15 protein-coding genes are annotated in these 16456 nt (G+C 44.2%); 5 read left to right on the forward strand and 10 right to left on the reverse strand.

Going from position 1 to position 16456, the window contains the following annotated elements; genetic code table 11:
- Nucleotides 1–149 precede the first annotated feature (149 nt).
- Complete coding sequence (locus NDJ01_RS20315; RefSeq protein ID WP_145534404.1) at nt 150–1358, reverse strand: MFS transporter; 1209 nt, start codon at nt 1356–1358, stop codon at nt 150–152.
- 201 nt (nt 1359–1559) lie between these two features.
- On the opposite strand from NDJ01_RS20315, the gene soxR reads away from it, so the two are divergent.
- Nucleotides 1560–1991, forward strand: a complete 432-nt coding sequence (gene soxR / locus NDJ01_RS20320; protein ID WP_005392679.1) for a redox-sensitive transcriptional activator SoxR — start codon at nt 1560–1562, stop codon at nt 1989–1991.
- 9 nt (nt 1992–2000) lie between these two features.
- Here the strand turns inward: soxR and NDJ01_RS20325 are convergent, their stop codons facing one another.
- Together NDJ01_RS20325 and NDJ01_RS20330 are read right to left on the reverse strand one after the other, a co-directional pair.
- A complete protein-coding gene (locus tag NDJ01_RS20325) occupies nt 2001–2396 on the reverse strand; it encodes a DUF2391 family protein (protein WP_005373896.1) in 396 nt (131 codons plus the stop codon).
- Between the two features lie 13 nt (nt 2397–2409).
- Nucleotides 2410–3255: a tetratricopeptide repeat protein gene (locus tag NDJ01_RS20330; protein ID WP_005392681.1), complete on the reverse strand. Its 846-nt coding sequence runs from the start codon at nt 3253–3255 to the stop codon at nt 2410–2412.
- Nucleotides 3256–3454: 199 nt separating this feature from the next.
- On the opposite strand from NDJ01_RS20330, the gene NDJ01_RS20335 reads away from it, so the two are divergent.
- A complete protein-coding gene (locus tag NDJ01_RS20335; RefSeq protein ID WP_258587229.1) occupies nt 3455–3925 on the forward strand; it encodes an ASCH domain-containing protein in 471 nt (156 codons plus the stop codon).
- A 50-nt stretch (nt 3926–3975) separates the two neighbouring features.
- Here NDJ01_RS20335 and NDJ01_RS20340 read toward each other — a convergent pair whose 3' ends face one another.
- On the reverse strand, nt 3976–4563 hold the full coding sequence (locus NDJ01_RS20340) for a bifunctional 2-polyprenyl-6-hydroxyphenol methylase/3-demethylubiquinol 3-O-methyltransferase UbiG (protein ID WP_258587230.1): 588 nt from the start codon (nt 4561–4563) through the stop codon (nt 3976–3978).
- A gap of 89 nt (nt 4564–4652) precedes the next feature.
- On the reverse strand, nt 4653–6170 hold the full coding sequence (locus NDJ01_RS20345) for a phospholipase D family protein (RefSeq protein ID WP_046873810.1): 1518 nt from the start codon (nt 6168–6170) through the stop codon (nt 4653–4655).
- Nucleotides 6171–6688: 518 nt separating this feature from the next.
- On the opposite strand from NDJ01_RS20345, the gene NDJ01_RS20350 reads away from it, so the two are divergent.
- The 3 genes from NDJ01_RS20350 (at nt 6689) to NDJ01_RS20360 (ending at nt 11620) form a co-directional block, all read left to right on the forward strand.
- Nucleotides 6689–7846: an efflux RND transporter periplasmic adaptor subunit gene (locus tag NDJ01_RS20350; protein WP_006741362.1), complete on the forward strand. Its 1158-nt coding sequence runs from the start codon at nt 6689–6691 to the stop codon at nt 7844–7846.
- Nucleotides 7847–7859: 13 nt separating this feature from the next.
- Complete coding sequence (locus NDJ01_RS20355) at nt 7860–11012, forward strand: efflux RND transporter permease subunit (RefSeq protein ID WP_258587231.1); 3153 nt, start codon at nt 7860–7862, stop codon at nt 11010–11012.
- A gap of 341 nt (nt 11013–11353) precedes the next feature.
- Nucleotides 11354–11620, forward strand: a complete 267-nt coding sequence (locus tag NDJ01_RS20360; RefSeq protein ID WP_046873807.1) for a hypothetical protein — start codon at nt 11354–11356, stop codon at nt 11618–11620.
- 643 nt (nt 11621–12263) lie between these two features.
- On the opposite strand, the gene NDJ01_RS20365 is transcribed toward NDJ01_RS20360, so the two are convergent.
- From NDJ01_RS20365 to NDJ01_RS20385, 5 genes are read right to left on the reverse strand one after another with little or no spacing between them, the layout of a single operon-like run.
- On the reverse strand, nt 12264–12923 hold the full coding sequence (locus tag NDJ01_RS20365; RefSeq protein ID WP_258587232.1) for an HAD family phosphatase: 660 nt from the start codon (nt 12921–12923) through the stop codon (nt 12264–12266).
- Between the two features lie 2 nt (nt 12924–12925).
- Nucleotides 12926–13945: an ABC transporter ATP-binding protein gene (locus tag NDJ01_RS20370; protein ID WP_005373862.1), complete on the reverse strand. Its 1020-nt coding sequence runs from the start codon at nt 13943–13945 to the stop codon at nt 12926–12928.
- Nucleotides 13942–14730 (reverse strand): ABC transporter permease, encoded by a 789-nt coding sequence (locus NDJ01_RS20375; RefSeq protein WP_258587233.1) that lies wholly within the window; start codon nt 14728–14730, stop codon nt 13942–13944. Before NDJ01_RS20375 ends, NDJ01_RS20370 begins: the two co-directional genes overlap by 4 nt.
- 2 nt (nt 14731–14732) lie before the next feature.
- On the reverse strand, nt 14733–15623 hold the full coding sequence (locus NDJ01_RS20380; RefSeq protein WP_033906313.1) for an ABC transporter permease subunit: 891 nt from the start codon (nt 15621–15623) through the stop codon (nt 14733–14735).
- On the reverse strand, nt 15620–16444 hold the full coding sequence (locus NDJ01_RS20385) for an alkaline phosphatase family protein (protein WP_258587234.1): 825 nt from the start codon (nt 16442–16444) through the stop codon (nt 15620–15622). The genes NDJ01_RS20380 and NDJ01_RS20385 overlap by 4 nt, the downstream gene beginning before the upstream one ends.
- Between the last annotated feature and the right edge of the window lie 12 nt (nt 16445–16456).

A 16456-nucleotide genomic window follows, 5' to 3' on the forward strand; every position in this document is an offset into this window, starting at 1 on the left:
TTCCTTCTGCTCATGTTGGTCGCCTCAGAATACCCAACCTTGCTGATGAGCGATAGAGAAAAAAGTACTGGTGTAGAAAATTAGGAAGACGATTTTGGTTATCTTCTTATCTCGCTTTTTCAATTTCTCAACTTCTCAATTTCTATGCTTCACTTTGCCGCTGCATGAAGGGGCAGGTCGTTAAACGGCTCGACGTCTCGGCTGAGTAATCCCATCAATACCACTGCTAACACCATGACAACAGCTGCTATTGCAAAACCGTATTGTGTTAGCTCGTAATGACTCAACATCGCAATCAGGACGTAACTGAGAGATTGAATGGTGGTGGAAAACATGCTGATGCCGCCATCAACACGACCTCGTTGATGAACCGCTACGGTGTGATGCATCCAGTTGACTCTCGCAATGCGATTTAGCGCATTAAATACGCCAAACAGCGCCGTAAACAACAAGATGATGAGAGGGCTTATCGCAAAACTCATTCCGATAAACGCCAGAGATACCATGACCATCGAAGCAAACATAATGTGGCTATGGGAGGCGCGACTCAGCACTTTGGTGACAAAGAAGCCAGTTAGCAACGAGCCGAGACCAAAACTGATGTTGAACCCTGCAAACCAATCGCCAGAGATGCCTTGTTCAGAAAACCAAATCGGCACCAATTTGCTCGAATACGTCAATGCAGGATAAGAGAGACAAGAGAGCAGAATAAAGCCATAAAAGCGGGGTTCGAGACGGAATATTTGTTGGCTCTCTTTGAGTTGTGCGATGAAAGCGACAGATTTTGATACCCTTAATTGTTGGGTATACGGCGTCAGAATATAAAACATCGCCGCCAAAGCGGATGCGCTGGCTGCAAACAAAGCAAACTCTTTCATTCCCCACATTTCAAGCAAAACAATACCCAACGCACCAGCTCCTAGGGTCGTGGATTGCATTACAATTTCTTGCTGACCCGAAATTTTTGCGTATTCGTGATGCTGATAATTTTCTTGGGTGAAGGCGTTGTTGGTCGTCCATGCAAAGTTACTCGAAACCCAATACACCAATTGCGCAAAAGCCAGCAGCCAGTGGGACTCAAAACCCAACCAATAAGCAATGAACACCACCAAAGCCATGCCCGATTGAATCCATTGATTGAGCACGAGGAGTGCTTTGCGTGAGTTTCGGTCAACTAAAGTGGAAAAGAAAGGCGTTGCCAGAAAAGAAATCGCGGTGCAGCTCAGAGAAACTAAAGCGACGAATGTGCCCATTTGGGGCTCGGAAAGCATGACCCATGGCAGTGCCATCATAAACAAGCCAGATGAGATACTGTCAAAGAAGCGGCCAGCTAAGTACGGCTGAGTTTTATTTTTCATTATGTTTGCCTCAAGCTCCCGATGGATTTCAAAACGTTGGCTTATAACGGTGCTGTGTTTGTCAACCAACTTGTTCATTCCGAACGCATTATTTCGAGACCATCTGGGTTTAGCGTTAATTAAGATGGTGCAACTTTAAAGCCTCAAGTAAACTTGAGGTAAAGCATTTTTTTAACAAAATTGATACACAGGGAGTCAAGGGTGGAAATCAGTGTAGGAGAAGTGGCAAAACGTTCCGGAGTGAAAGTCTCTGCCCTGCATTTTTATGAACAAAAAGGACTGATTTCGAGCTGGAGAAATCAAGGGAATCAGCGTCGCTACCATCGCAGTGTGTTGCGCCGCGTTGCGGTAATTAAAGCGGCGCAGCAAGTGGGGTTGTCGTTAGAAGAAATTAAACATGCGCTAGATGAGCTGCCGAAACATCAAGCGCCAAACAAACAGCAATGGGAAGTCATGGCGAGCCATTGGCATGAACAGTTGGAGCAAAAAATTCAAAAGCTCAAAGCCCTGCAAAACGATTTGGGTGGATGCATTGGCTGCGGGTGTTTGTCGTTAGAAACCTGCGCGCTGCGAAACCCAGAAGATGTGTTAGGCAAAGACCACTCGGGTTCTAACTTAACGTTAGAAGAGTAGGTGCTATTCCTATTCTTTGTCGAAACTGTCCACCACAATCGCGCCCATTGACGCCGGCATTGTGATGACGATAACGCGTTTTATCGCAACCAAAGGCTCATTCATTAGTGGCAGCTTATCAAGACAGAAAAGAACTAACGCTACCACAACGGCCGCAATGAGGTACGCGATAACCACACGAAAAATAAAAATGGATACGCGATTTTTGATGTGGCTTTGGAACACGCTTTGATAGGCGAAAAAACTGAGGAAAATGACAGAAAGGCTTAACAGCATGAGCAGGTTTGCCATTGGCAAGCTTTCACCCAGTCGCCACGCCTCTTCAGAAAAAGAGATGGGGACGGCGAGGGCAAAAGCGCCAACCAACACTTGGCTGGCGTCTTCTAAGTTAAAGTGACTACTCATGCTGCTCATTCCATTATTCGTTTGCTAGGTGTAAGAGCTTTTCAAAGCGCTCGTTACCATGCAGCAATTCGAGGTCTCGCTCTTCGGCAAGCAAGTCACGAATAGATGGGCTGTATTCAATAGCGCGTTCCAAGTCTTCAATGGCTTGCTCTTCAATGCCAAGACGAGAGTATGCACAAGCACGTTGATACAGTGCAGGACCATTGGTGTAATCGACTTCAAGTACGCGGTTACAGATGCTAAGTGCCCAGTGGTATTCGTTGATTTCCATCGCGGCGTCTGCTTTGTAAGTCAACGCTTCTAAATCACCTGGGCGAATCAGCAAGATCTCATCATAGATTTCAATACGTTGCTCTGGTGTTTGTGAGCTTTGCGCACGCAACCATAAGTTATGGATCTCGTTGATTTTCTCAATTTCTTTATTGTTTTCACTGATAATGCGAGTTTTGCGTTTTAAATCTCGCTCCAGTGCTACAAATTTCTTCTCGTATTCTTGGGCGATCTTTTCTAATCGTTTATCCGCCATCTCTTTGGTGTTGTGTTTAAACTCACGCAGAGATTGCCAGCCTACAAAGGCGATCAGCGATGCGACACCTGCGATGATGTAGAAGAAGTAGGTTACGGTCACGTTGGCATAGTTCAATGATTTATCCGCAACCGTCAGCTCGCGGTCGGTGATCTCTGTGATCATTCGTTTTTCTAGGCTCTGATAGTCCTGACGCAGTGCTTTTAGCTCATCTAAAATATAGCGTTCCATTAATGGTCTATCTAACAGATCCGATTCTGAATACTTTTCGTCCGATGCCATCGTCGGCAAGGCAAGTATCAGCGAGAAAAAAATACCAATAAATAAGCGCATATAACGTCCTTTCACGAGAAGAGTACAGATAGACCATGCAACAATAGCAAATAGCACAAACGTTTAGCAAAGTTATTACAAAAGAAATAATTGTCGTCTACGTAAAAGTCATATTCTTGTTGTTTTTCAGTTTGTTCCCTGTGGTTATTTGTCGAGATATCTTTTATTCTCCTTGCGGAATGATGACTAAGGAGCAAGCATGGACGCGAGAGCCAAGGATTACTTAGAGCAGTATCTAAAATTATTATCACCAGAACAAAGAGCAGCCGTACCATCAGTTAGTGCTGACTATTATTGTGCCGATGAATACAACGCCAATGTATGCGCCGATTTGGTTCGAATTGGACAGAAAACCGCATCTTGCAGTATGGAGCTTTGGTATCGAGAGCATGGCGAAAGCATGCCACAAGTCGGCCATTTACAAGTCGTCACGAATTGGAACGGTGACCCCGTTTGTGTGATACGAATTACTGACGTAAATACATGCAAATATGAGGATGTAACCGCAGAGTTTGCCTACGCAGAAGGCGAAGGTGATAGAACCTTAAACTGGTGGCGTGACGCGCATACTGCATTTTTTAAAGCTGAATGCGATGAGTTGAACATAGATTGGCATGAGAAACGTACGCTAGTTTTGGAGCGTTTTGAAGTGGTTTATCCAGTCAATTAATCGCTGATAGCAGCACTGATTTGAAGTGCTGCTTTCTTGAGAGACCGCTTTTAGCGCTTGCGAGCGGTTACACTAAACATGTGCCAGTGTTTTGGGCTTCCGACTACCGTGGTTCCGTCTTCATCTCTTTCATTCAATGAAATGAGTTCGTAATCCGCGAATAAACTTTCCACTTCCTTTTGCGTTAATGCGGTAATGTTCGGATGCATTTCTGATGCAACCCAGGAGTCTTTTACTCCTAAGAAATCACCGCAAAAGATACCGCCAGGTTGTAAGGCACTGTCTATTTTGGTCCAAACTTGCTCAAAGCTTTCGTCCGGGCAAAAGAACAAACTGGCATTCGCGATAACTAGGCTGCATTGAGGGTAGTCAAACTCAGTAAAACAGCACTGTGAAATTGAGAAACGCTTATGGCCGTCAAAGCGTGTTAAACAAGTTTTTACTGCATCTTCATGGCTATCAAATGCGTGAACGTTAAACCCCTGTTCGAGGAGGAAATGACTGTCTCGACCTATTCCGCAGCCAATATCAAGAGCGACTTTGCTCTCGAGTTTCAGTAGGTTTACGGCATTTTCCACGTTTGGGCGGTGAGGTTGGTTTAAAATTTTCTGATAGTACTCGTTCCATTGTGCTGACATTGAACTTCCTTGTATTTATTGTGTTTCCCCAAATCTAGTGTCCATTCTTGTATTGCTTTATCGGGGAGGTTTTGAAACATTGGCAATTGTTATAGCTGATCTTCAATTGGCAATATGCCGGAGAACCAAGCGCCCATTTTTCGCCATACTCCGGCCTCTGGTTCAGAATCATATTCTTTGCCTGTTTTTATGTCAGTCCAGACAATGTCTCCGTCGCGTAGAGTTAAGGCATAGGCGTTATTCGACAATTGATTCGGCAGTTGTTCTAGAAACATTTGCACATATTCTGGCTGTTCTATAACAACGGCCATTTCGGTATTCAAAGCGGCTGAACGTGGATCCCAGTTCATCGAGCCAACAAACAGAGTTTTGTCATCAATCGTCATTGCTTTTGCGTGTAAACTTGCTCTGCTGCTCCCCGTGAGGCTCCACTTGCTTTTGAGTTTCGCGCTCGCTTTTACTTCCCATAGCTTGACCCCAGCTTCGAGTAGGTCTGTTCGATATTTTGCGTACCAACCATGCACGGCAAACACGTCGTTAGAGGCGAGACTATTGGTCACAATCGTGATATCAACGCCTCGCTTGGCCGCGTTACTCAATGCTTGTGTGCCGACTTCGGTTGGGACGAAATAGGGGGAGATAAGAACAAATGAATGTTCAACACTTTTAACCAGCTCCGTTAAATTATCAATAAGTTGGCTCTCTCGGGTCGCAACTTTATCGGGTAAGTCAAACCATACTTTTGCTTCTCCCCAGTAGAGCTTGAGATTGCCTTGTTTGAGAGCTTGGTACATATCCAGTTTAGTGAAGTCATAACGGCCGGTTGAGAACTTTTCCTCTAGCTGGAGTTTGTCGACCTGCTTTTGAATCGCCAGGTCGGTAATTTGCTGTGAGTCCGGTGTTATCCATTCCATTGGTATCGCATAGGCGCTATTCCAATAGAGGTCGAACTGATCTGCAGTTTGTTGTACCGCCTCACCATAGAGCAGTAGATCAAAATCACCAAATTCGACTTGTGATTCAAAAGAAAAGTACTCATTGCCGATATTCCTACCCCCGACAATGGCAGAAACACTGTCTGCAATCAGAGATTTATTGTGCATACGGCGATTAAGACGTTCAAAGTCACTGGCAAGTGCGAACCAGCGGGAGTCGCGATACTGATGCGGATTGAATAAGCGGATTTCGATATTAGGATGTGCATTGAGGGCTGCCATCACGTCATCGTTTCGCTTTTGCATATCGTCAAGCAACAGCCTTACTCGGACTCCACGCTTTGCCGCTTCATACAAGCGCCACGTTATTAGCTGACTCGTTTCGTCACCACGGTAAATATAGTATTGAAGATCAAGGCTTTTTTGTGCGGACTCGATTAAAGAGGTGCGAGCAAGAAGGGCATCGTGTCCTTGATTTAACGGGGAAAAGCCAGTTATTGACTTTGGGTCTTTCCCGTAAGCTTCAAAGTACTGTGCAAGCACGGAGTCACCTTGATACCCAAGTTGGAAGCTAGTGGATTTTTCACTGGGATCGTTCAATGACACGGATGAACATGCCGACAAAATTGTGAATAAAGAAGGGAAGAGTAGCTTAGCGAGTGTATGTAACAAAGTACATTTCCTTGTCTTACAGAGTGTTACTTATCGGAAATTATAGACCTAAGTTGCCGCAGCGTGCATCCAACAAGGTTGGATAACGGGCTATTAATCAATGAATTGTCATGTTCTCGGGATTAAGTTCACCTTTTTGAACGCAGATAATCATTTATTTTAATTATGATTGTGTCTGAATTGGTCATAATCACTAATATCTGGTGATTATGACCAATAGCACACTGGTTAAAATAGTTGAGTAATAATAACTATTTGAATTTTAATAAATAAATGCCTGGCACGTCCCTTGCTATTCAAAAGAAGAGTTAAGTCAGGGCAACTTGCGAAGTTGGTTAATTTTTTGTTAATTTTATTAACTTTGAATTGGCAATAACTCTGTAGTTAGCAACCGAAAAAGCAAGGTACGCGCTGCTTTGACGTCTATTCAAATGTAATTCCCTCACCATCATGCTTACAGGGAGTCAAAGATTTAATAAAAGCATGGTGATGAAAACAACAATAAAAAAGGATTTTCGATGTTAGCAAAACCCGTATTACGTTGGCTTTTACCTTTCGTTGTCGTTGGTGGCTCTTATGCAGGATATGCCGCAATCGCCGCGACAGCTCCGGAAAAAGAGTCAACCAAAGATGCCATTACAGAGCCTACCGTTCAGGCTTCTTCTCTTTTTCCTACCGATCATAAAGTGGTGATAACCAGCCATGGTGAGTTAGTCCCTTTTGAAAAAACACACCTTTCCGCGCAAGTCAGTGGTGAAGTGATAAGTTGGCACCCTAATTTTGTAACGGGTGGGATCGTGAAACGAGGAGAAGTACTGTTCACGATTGAAAGTGACAACTACGAAGCGTCGGTTTTGCAAGCCGAAGCCAATTTAGCTAGCGCACGTGCGAGCTTAATTGAGGAGCAAGCCAAAGCGGAAGTGGCAAAACGCCAGGCCAAGAGACTGAGCGATAAGCAAGTGACAGACCTGTATTTACGTAAGCCTCACGTTTTGAGCGCGCAAGCGCAAGTGAAGTCGGCTCAAGCAGCACTCAAACGAGCAAAAAGAGATTTAGAAAATTGCAAAGTCGTTGCACCTTACGATGCGCTGGTTGTTGAGCGTGATATTGGTGTTGGTCAATTTGTCACATCTGGCTCTCGAGTTGCCACGCTAAACAACATTGAAGTGGCGGAGGTGCACGTACCAATTGCCGGTTTTGATAGTGCATTTTTACCCGAATCCATTGGTGAGCTCACTGCGACAGTAACGCAGCAAGGTGTGTTTTCTACCACTAGAGAAGGTCGAGTGGTTCGTGATTTAGGCATGATTGATAGCGCTACCCGAATGATTAACATGGTCATTCAAATCGCAGACCCATATGGTATTGATAATCAGCAGCCTCCAATTAAATTTGGCTCCTACGTTGAAGTGAGCTTTACAGGTAAGGAGCTAAAGCATATCTATCGCCTGCCACAGGAATTAGTCAAAAATCGCACGGTATGGGTAGTGAATGGTGAGAATCAACTTCAACCTCGGACGGTAACGGTCTTGAGAGCAGAAGGTGAGTTTTTACTTGTGGGGGAAGGCTTAGAGCAAAGTGATAAGTTGGTACTTACCTTGCCGGAGTACCCTCAAAAAGGCATGGCGGTACAAATCGCAAAAAAGAGTGACGACTCCGAAACCGTCGTACAGTAAGTAGGAGTTTGTCATGGAAGATACTAAACAAAAGGGCTTAATTGCCTATTTTGCGAATAACCCCGTCGCTGCTAACCTTTTGATGGTGTTCATCATCATCATGGGTGTGGTGAGTTTTCTCTTTATTCAAAGGCAGATGTTTCCGAACATTGAGGTGAACTACATTGATGTTCGTGCGACTTATCCTGGCGCTTCACCTCAAGAAATTGAAGAAAGTATTCTCGTTAAGGTTGAGGAATCGATTAAAGATGTCACCGGGATTAAAAAAACGGTCTCAACGGCCTCTAGAGGTAGCGCGTATGTCTCTATCGAGGTAGACGTTAATGCTGATATCAAGCGTGTCTTGGATGATGTAAATCAACGCATTGATACTTTATCCAACTTACCTGCCGGTATGGAACCGATCAATGTCTACCAAGTTGAGTGGCGTCAAGATGTGATAGAAATGGGGTTAGTTGGGGACCGACCGCTTGAAGAGCTCAAACCCATTGCTAAGCAAGTCGAGGATGAATTACTTCAACTCAAAAATGTCATGTTGGTGTATTTGAGTGCACCAGAGGAAGAGATAGCGATTGAAGTTGATCCACTTGTTCTTCGTAAATACGACTTGACGTTGAGCGATATCAGCAGCGCGATCAGTCGTTATTCTGCCAACTTTTCTGCGGGCGAAGTCAAAACAAACTCAGGGATGATCGCAGTAAGGATTGAAAATCAGTACTACCGTGGTGATGAATTTAGGAATATTCCTGTAAAGCTTGGCGCAAATGGTGCGAAGGTTTTACTGCAAGATATCGCCACGATCAAAGATGGCTTTACGGAAGAAGAGCGCTACTTTGAGTACTCAGGGCAAAATGCGATCTACATGTCTGTTGAAGCAACTCGTGATCAGAACATTATCCCTGTTGCCGAGTCTGTTCGTAATTATATCGAAGCAAAAAATAAGACATTGCCGCAGGACGTTAAGCTCAAAGTCTTAGTGGATACGACCTATTATTTAAATGGTCGTCTCGACATGATGTTGAAAAACTTGCTGCAAGGCGCTGCTCTAGTGGCGATTATGCTGACCATTTTCTTGCGCTTTCGCTTGGCAATGTGGGTAATGATTGGGCTACCAGTGTGTTTTCTTGGCGCGGTGATGATGATGCCTGCATTAGGGATCACGGTAAACATCGTATCTCTTTTCGCCTTCATTATGGTGCTCGGTATTGTAGTCGATGACGCCATCGTGATGGGAGAGAGCGCCTACAGCGAAATTGAAGAGAAAGGCGGTGGCGTAGAAAATGTGGTTCGCGGCGTAAAACGTGTTGCCACGCCAGCTACTTTTGGCGTTTTAACCACAATTGCCGTGTTTGCCCCTTTCTTGTTGTCTAGCGGTATTGACAGTGCTTTCTTCTATGGTATTGCGGGCGTTGTGATTCTTTGTTTGATCTTCAGTTTGATTGAATCGAAGTTAATCCTTCCTGCTCACCTCGCACATACTCACTTTAAGCCAGTTAAACCTGGTGGCTGGCGTGACCGATTTAACCAACGCTTTTTTGGCTTTGTAAACGGCACTTATCGTAACTTTGTCACGACATGTACGCATTGGCGCTGGACAGTGTTTGCTGTGTTTTGCGGTTTGCTGCTGATCAGTGCGGCTTTGATCAACGCGAATTATGTTCGGGTGATCCCTAACCCTAAAGTGCCTACTGATTATCCTGCGATCACTATTGAAATGAACGATACCGTTTCAAGTGAGCAAACAATCAGTGCTCTTAAGACCATCGAACGTGTGATGCAAAAAATTGAATCAGAGACCATCGCAGAACATGGTCAAGGTATGATTCGTGATGTGCTTTCATACAACAGAAGCCGTACCGAAGGCCGTGTTTTGGTGCCATTGGTTGATGAGGAATTACGCCCGTTCAATACATTTGAACTTGCTCGACGTTGGCGTGAAGCTATGCCAGTTATTCCTGGAATGAAGAGTATCAAAATCCGCGAGCAGAGCGCGGGTGGCGGTGACAGAGATGAGTTTGGTTACTTGCTGTTTGGTTCTAATATTAATGAATTGAACGAGGCTGGGCGTTACTTGATAGAGCGTTTACAGCAGGAAGAAGGGTTATACGATATTTCATCTTCTATTGATTCAGGAAGCAAAGAAGTGCTCCTTTCTCTTGCGCCTGTAGCGTACGATCTCGGACTGGATCTCACCATGATCGCAGAGCAAGTGGGTGGCAGCTTCTACGGTGGTGAAGCACAGCGTCTTATTCGTGATGGTGAAGAAATCAAAGTTATGGTGCGTTACCCGCAACTGACACGTGAAGCATTTTCATCATTACGTTACGCTGTGATTACCACGCCAGCAGGTAAGAAGGTCATGCTGGGTGATGTGGTGAAGATCAACGAGCAGCCGGGCGTGAGTAGCATTCGACGTGAAGGCGGGTATCAAACCGTTTATGTCTATGGTTCGATAGACGAAGAATTGGTTGAACCTCAAGAAGTCGTGAAGGTCATCGACGACAATATCTTACCGGAAATGAAGCAAGTCTTCCCGAGTGTGAAAACGGAATTGGGTGGTGATATTGAAGAGCAAGCAGCGCAGCGTAATGAACAGATTCTGTTCTTTATTGCAGGCATGATCATCGTCTACATCTTGTTAGCCGTACCGTTAAAAAGTTACACCCAACCTTTGATTGTAATGTCAGTCATTCCATTTAGTCTGACGGGGGCGATTTGGGGCCACTTCTGGCTAGGTTTGGATATCAGTATGATGTCGACATTTGGTTTGATCGCCGCTGCTGGCGTGGTTATCAACGACTCTCTAGTTATGACAGATTACGTAAACCAAGTGAGAGAAAAGGGTATGAACATCAAACAAGCGGTGGTTGAAGCGGGCTGTGCACGCTTTCGAGCGATCACGCTCACCTCAATAACGACGTTTGCGGGTGTATTGCCGATTATGTTTGAAACGAGCTTGCAGGCGCGTTTTGTCATACCAATGGCTGTAGCTTTGGGCTTTGCGGTGTTGTACGCAACGGTTCTGACTTTAGTGCTGGTGCCTTGTTTGTATTTAATGCTTGAAGATATTAAAAATATTTTTAGATCGATTAAGGGGTTTGTTCATCGCTTTATCAATCGTTTCAGAAAGTCGCCAGTGACGTCGAGCGTTGAAGTAAATACATAGAGTTAACAAGCTTGATGTTAACGATTAGGAGCAGCCTTCGGGCTGCTTTTTTATTTCTGTATTTTGATTCAAAGCAGTTCTAGAGTGGGTTGTTACGTAATTTATTCGATGAAAGAACAGCGAGAAAATCCCCTGATAAATCATTCTTTTTATGAATGCATTTGCGTTTTTGATTCCCTTGGTTAATTTAACACTTGGTTAGCGAAATTTACCAGATGGAGATAATGATGAAAATATGGACTTGTTTAAGTTATTGAAAAGTAACAAAATAAAAGTTGGCATCGTATGTGCAATATATAAATTGTAACTAAAATGAACTGCTAATCCTCAAGGAGCTTATTATGAAAAGCGTATTTCTATCTACTCTAAGTCTTATTGTTGTAATGTCATCACCAATCGCTGCTGCTAACACTTTAGACAAAGAGGAGTGGAGCTCAGATTTACGTCAGGACTTTTCTGAAATGAAGCATGAAGCTGTAGCAGATATTCAGCAAATGAATATGGATGCCATCCACGCACGCGATGAGCGTATCGTGAAAAACATTAAAGATGAGCAAGAACAGTTAGTAAAGGTAACGTGCCACAAAGAGAAAGCAAGCAAGTCATAACTGCCGATAAAGAGACTAACAGACGAAAATGAATCCAATACGAGTTCAGTGCTAGTTAGCAGTAAGCACTGACCTTGTTGCTCTACTTGCCAGCCTTTAAGGCTGGCTTTTTTGTTTTTACTACCAGACCAATAAAGCTGGAAGAAAAAAGCCCGCAAAGAATTTCCTCTGCGGGCGTAATAAAGGGCACCAAATTGGGTGTCTATTCATTTTGGAGGTGGTCGAACGTCCATATAAAACTGACAATAGGCTTGGTGAGAGGCTTACCACCAGCGCGACCAACGGAGCTAAAGTTAACATTGTTGCAATGATTGTTAAAATGTTAATTCTTAAATCAATGTTTTCATTATCGTTAGTCTGGATTGTGAATATGTTGTTCTATTGTTCCTGGAAAGCTTGACTGTCGAATTTGAATACATCATGAGATATAGATGACCCTTCCTTTATCCATTTTGGTTATATAAATCTTGTCATATCACACTGCTAAATCTTCATTATTTTTAATAATTCGACATGGCTTACGCCATTTTGTTACTGGTGTGTTTGTTTTTTCGATAGTCTCAAATTTGAGTTCACGTATAACCAGACAATTAAAGGAAAAGAGCAGCAGTTAGCTGCCCTTTATTGTTATAAAGACTGAAGCCTAATTCCAACGTAATAGCATCCAGTTTGATCGATTCGCGTGTTCTTTTAGGCGTGGGCATGGATTTACCAGGTAAGCGTAGTCCGCGTACTCACAGAGCGGCAAATCGTTGATTGAATCGGTATAGAAGTGGATTTCTGAATAAGGCTCAGCCTGATTTTCTAGCCACTGTTTTAAGCGTGTGACTTTACCTTCACGATAACTAGGGACACCGTCGATTTCAGCAGTATAACTGTTGTTTTTCTCGATTAAATCAATGCCAAGTGCGGTTGGAATATTAAGACGGCGACCAACGGCTTCCACCAAAAAAGTGACGCTGGCAGAGATGATAACCATATCTATACCATCACGAGACAGTTGCTCAATCAGAGTTTTGGCTTGAGGGAACTGTTTAGGCAAAATATGGCTTTCAACACATTCTTCAACCAAGGCGTTTACTTCTTTAATCGGAATGTTTTCTAGCGGCTTCATGGAGAACGCTAGATAGTCTTCCATGTCCATTTTGCCTTCAGAGTACAAGGCCATTAGACGCTGATCTTCCTTAATAAATAAAGGATCAGTCGCGATGCCTCTCTCAACCATAAACTCGTTCCAAATCATTGCGCAGTCAGCGTTTATTAGGGTTTCATCCATATCAAAAACATACAAAGGTTTGGACATGTTTAGGCTCTCACTGGTTGAATTTCGTTTAGGTTAAAGAGTAGCTCTAGTTGGCTGCCATTCGCTAGTAAGCGTTCTGAAGAGCGGTTAAGCAAGTCAACAGTGAGCTCACACTCTTCAACGTTCACTTGATAGCGAATAACATTACCTAGAAGCTGGTGGTTGGTGATCGTACCTACTTGTGGCGCTGAGATGTGGCTATCATATTGACGACCTTGCTCTTTTACATATATAGACTCTGGGCGAATCGCTACTTTCCATTCGGTATCAATATTGAAGAGTTGCTTGGCTTTATTGGCCTCTACAAGGTTGTAGTGCCCCATGAAACCGGCCACAAACTCGTTAGCAGGATGAGTATAAATTTCTTCAGGTGTTCCTGCTTGAACAATTTCCCCTTTACTCATTAGGAAGATACGATCAGACATAATCATCGCCTCTTCTTGGTCATGAGTTACGAAGATAGTGGTGAGATTCATCTCTTTCTGAATATCTCGGATTTGCTGACGAAGATGTTTGCGGATTTTGGCATCAAGCGCAGAAAGTGGCTCATCAAGCAATAATATACGAGGTTTCACCACCAACGCTCGAGCGAGTGCGACACGCTGGCGCTGACCGCCAGAAAGTTGATGCGGATAGTGTTTTTCTTTACCTGCCAGATCCACCAGTTTGATGACTTTAGCCACTTCACGTCGAATATCATCATTCGCAAGCTTTTTCATTTTTAAGCCAAATGCAATGTTGCCTTCGACGGTCATATTGGGAAACAGCGCATACGATTGAAAGACCATCCCAATACCACGCTCTTGCGGGACTTGATGCGTGATATCTTCTCCGTTTACCCAAATCTCGCCTCCATCGACAGGGTTAAGCCCAGCAAGGCTGCGAAGTAGTGTCGATTTACCACAACCGCTAGGGCCCAACAGCGTAATGAATTCACCTTGCTCGATGTTAAAGTGAATGTCCTCAAATACGGTGTTATCACCAAAACGTTTAGTCAGATTTTTCGCTGTTACGTAGCTCATTGTTTGACTCCTCGGCTGAAACGACTTGCCAACCAAGTCAGTAAAAAAATAAATAGGAAGTAGGTCATCACTAAGGCAGACGTAAAGTGGCCGCTCGTCTGACGCATGTTATACAAGTAGATTTGCAGGGTTTCATAACGTGTGCCGACTAAAATATTGGCGAACACAAACTCTCCCAATAGAAATGAAAATGAAAGGAAAAGCGATGCCATCAGTCCTTTTTTGAGGTTAGGTAAAATGACCATCAAAAACGCTTTGGTTGTGCTTGCTCCTAGCAAGTGTGCAGCGTCCATTAAATCGTTAAGGTTAATTGCTTCGAAGCTATTAGAAATCGCACGATACATGAACGGTAACGCGATGGTGAAGTAAGTACCTACTAGAATCCAAGGAGTACCGATAAGGGAGATTTCCCTGTCAGCATAAAGTTGAAGCAAGCCGACGGAGGACACCACTGGTGGTACAGCGAATGGTAGCAAAATCAATACGTTCATGAGCTTATCGAGCCTTGGACAGTAGTAAAACACCACGAATATCGCTGGCAGAACTAGAATCACACTGAGGGTTAGCGAAGCAATACAAATAAACAGCGAACGCCCAAATGCTTGCAAAAAGCGTGGGTCGGTCAGCAATTTAACGTACCAATCAAAAGTGAAACCATCTGGAAGCACCGTGGCGCCCCAGCGTGATGAAAGCGAATAGACAAAGGTCGCTAAAATCGGGATGAGCATGATCCCAACAATGGAATAAACCACCGTTTTATGAAATCGAGTATTAACGTTGTTCATGACTACTTCCTACCTGCATAGCTTTTCGAAATGAGCCATTGGTTAATCACTGTGATAAAGGCAAGTAACGCCATTAGAATCACCGAAATTGCAGCGGCGAGATTAGGTTCAAGGAACAGGTCTCCCGATACCAGACTCGCAATTCGAATTGTGATGACGTTATAGTTACCGGAGGTCAGCGCATAAACACTCGCATATGCGCCGATTGCGTTGGCTATTAAGATAATAAAGGTACCGAATAAGGCTGGTGAGAGCACTGGCAGCGCGATTTTCGCCCAATACTGTGATGTTTTGGCTCCCAGTAGCGCAGCAGCGGCTTGCCAATCATCACTCAACGCGTCGAACGCAGGGTAGAGCAACAACACCGCCAGCGGGATTTGGAAGTAGATGTAAATGGCCAGCAGACCCCATTTACCATAAAGGTCGAAATCACCGAGTAAGCCATACTGCTTGAGCAAAAGGGTAATCGCCCCATTGGTGCCCAATATAATGATAAAAGCGAATGACAGAGGTACGCCTGCAAAGTTGCTGCTCATGTTCGTAAACGCAATCACACCGTCGCGGACTTTAGAATCGACTCTGCGTAGAGAAGAGACCAACAGAGTCGCAATGGCTAAGCCAAAAATGCTCGACCATATAGCTAACCACAAACTGTTGCCAAACGCCTGCATCATAAAGGCGGAGTCGAGCACTTCAATGTAGTTATCGAAGGCAAACTCGCCATCGTAGATAAAGCTGTTTAACAGCACCCAAATCATCGGTGCGAGTTGAAATAGGTAGAAAAACAGCGCGAAAGGCACCAACCAAATGGCTGGCTTAAAGCGCTTTAACCAAGTACTTGCCAAATTTGAGCGTGATTCGCTGGAGCTTGGGGAGAGGACTGAACTGCTCATAGTGCTAACAATTCCTGAGTGTATGGCTTCGTGTGGTCAAGGTTTAGCAATTGACAAACGGTGCCACAAATATCAGTTTGCTTAATATGACAATCTTGATGGGTAAACTTATCACCAATGACAAACAGGGGAACTTCTCGCTCTTCAGGTAAAATCCCACCGTGAGAAAGATCGTTGTTCATGCCATGATCGCTGGTCACAATGATTTGATACCCATCAGCAAGCCATTGATCGATGTAGTTGGAAAGAATAATGTCTGCACCTCGCACACAATTGCGGTATTGGCGAGAGTCTAGGCCAAACTTATGTCCTGTATCGTCGATATTCATCGGATGGATCAATAAGAAATCAGGTTGATAGTTTCGACGTAAATACTCTGCGTCCAGGAACAAGGCTTCATCAGGATAATGATCCCAATGGTAAAAGCAGCTGTGCTGGATATTCAGGGTTTCATCATGCGTGAAACGATCGCGAACAGGTTCAAATGGCGCGCGATTATAAAGCTCACTTACCCAGTGGTAGGCAGCCGCAGCGGTCACTTTTCCTTGGGCTTTTGCCAAACTGAAAATGGAATCGTGTTTGGATAGACGAACGATATTGTTGTTTACGATGCCGCTTTCTACAGGGCGAACGCCCGTTAAAATGCACTCATAAAGTGGGCGAGACATAGAGGGCAGCTCACACTGCACAGGATAAAGCGTTGCGCGAGTTTCTTGTTGGGAACGACTTTGTTCTAGAAGACCATTGAGGTAGCCCATGCAATCACGGGCTACCTGATAGTTCAGTCCATCTAGAACAACAAGGATGACCTTATTGCTCATAACGACTTACTC

The organism is Vibrio sp. HS-50-1 (genome assembly GCF_024747315.1).
GTDB classification, from domain to species: Bacteria; Pseudomonadota; Gammaproteobacteria; order Enterobacterales; family Vibrionaceae; genus Vibrio; species Vibrio diabolicus.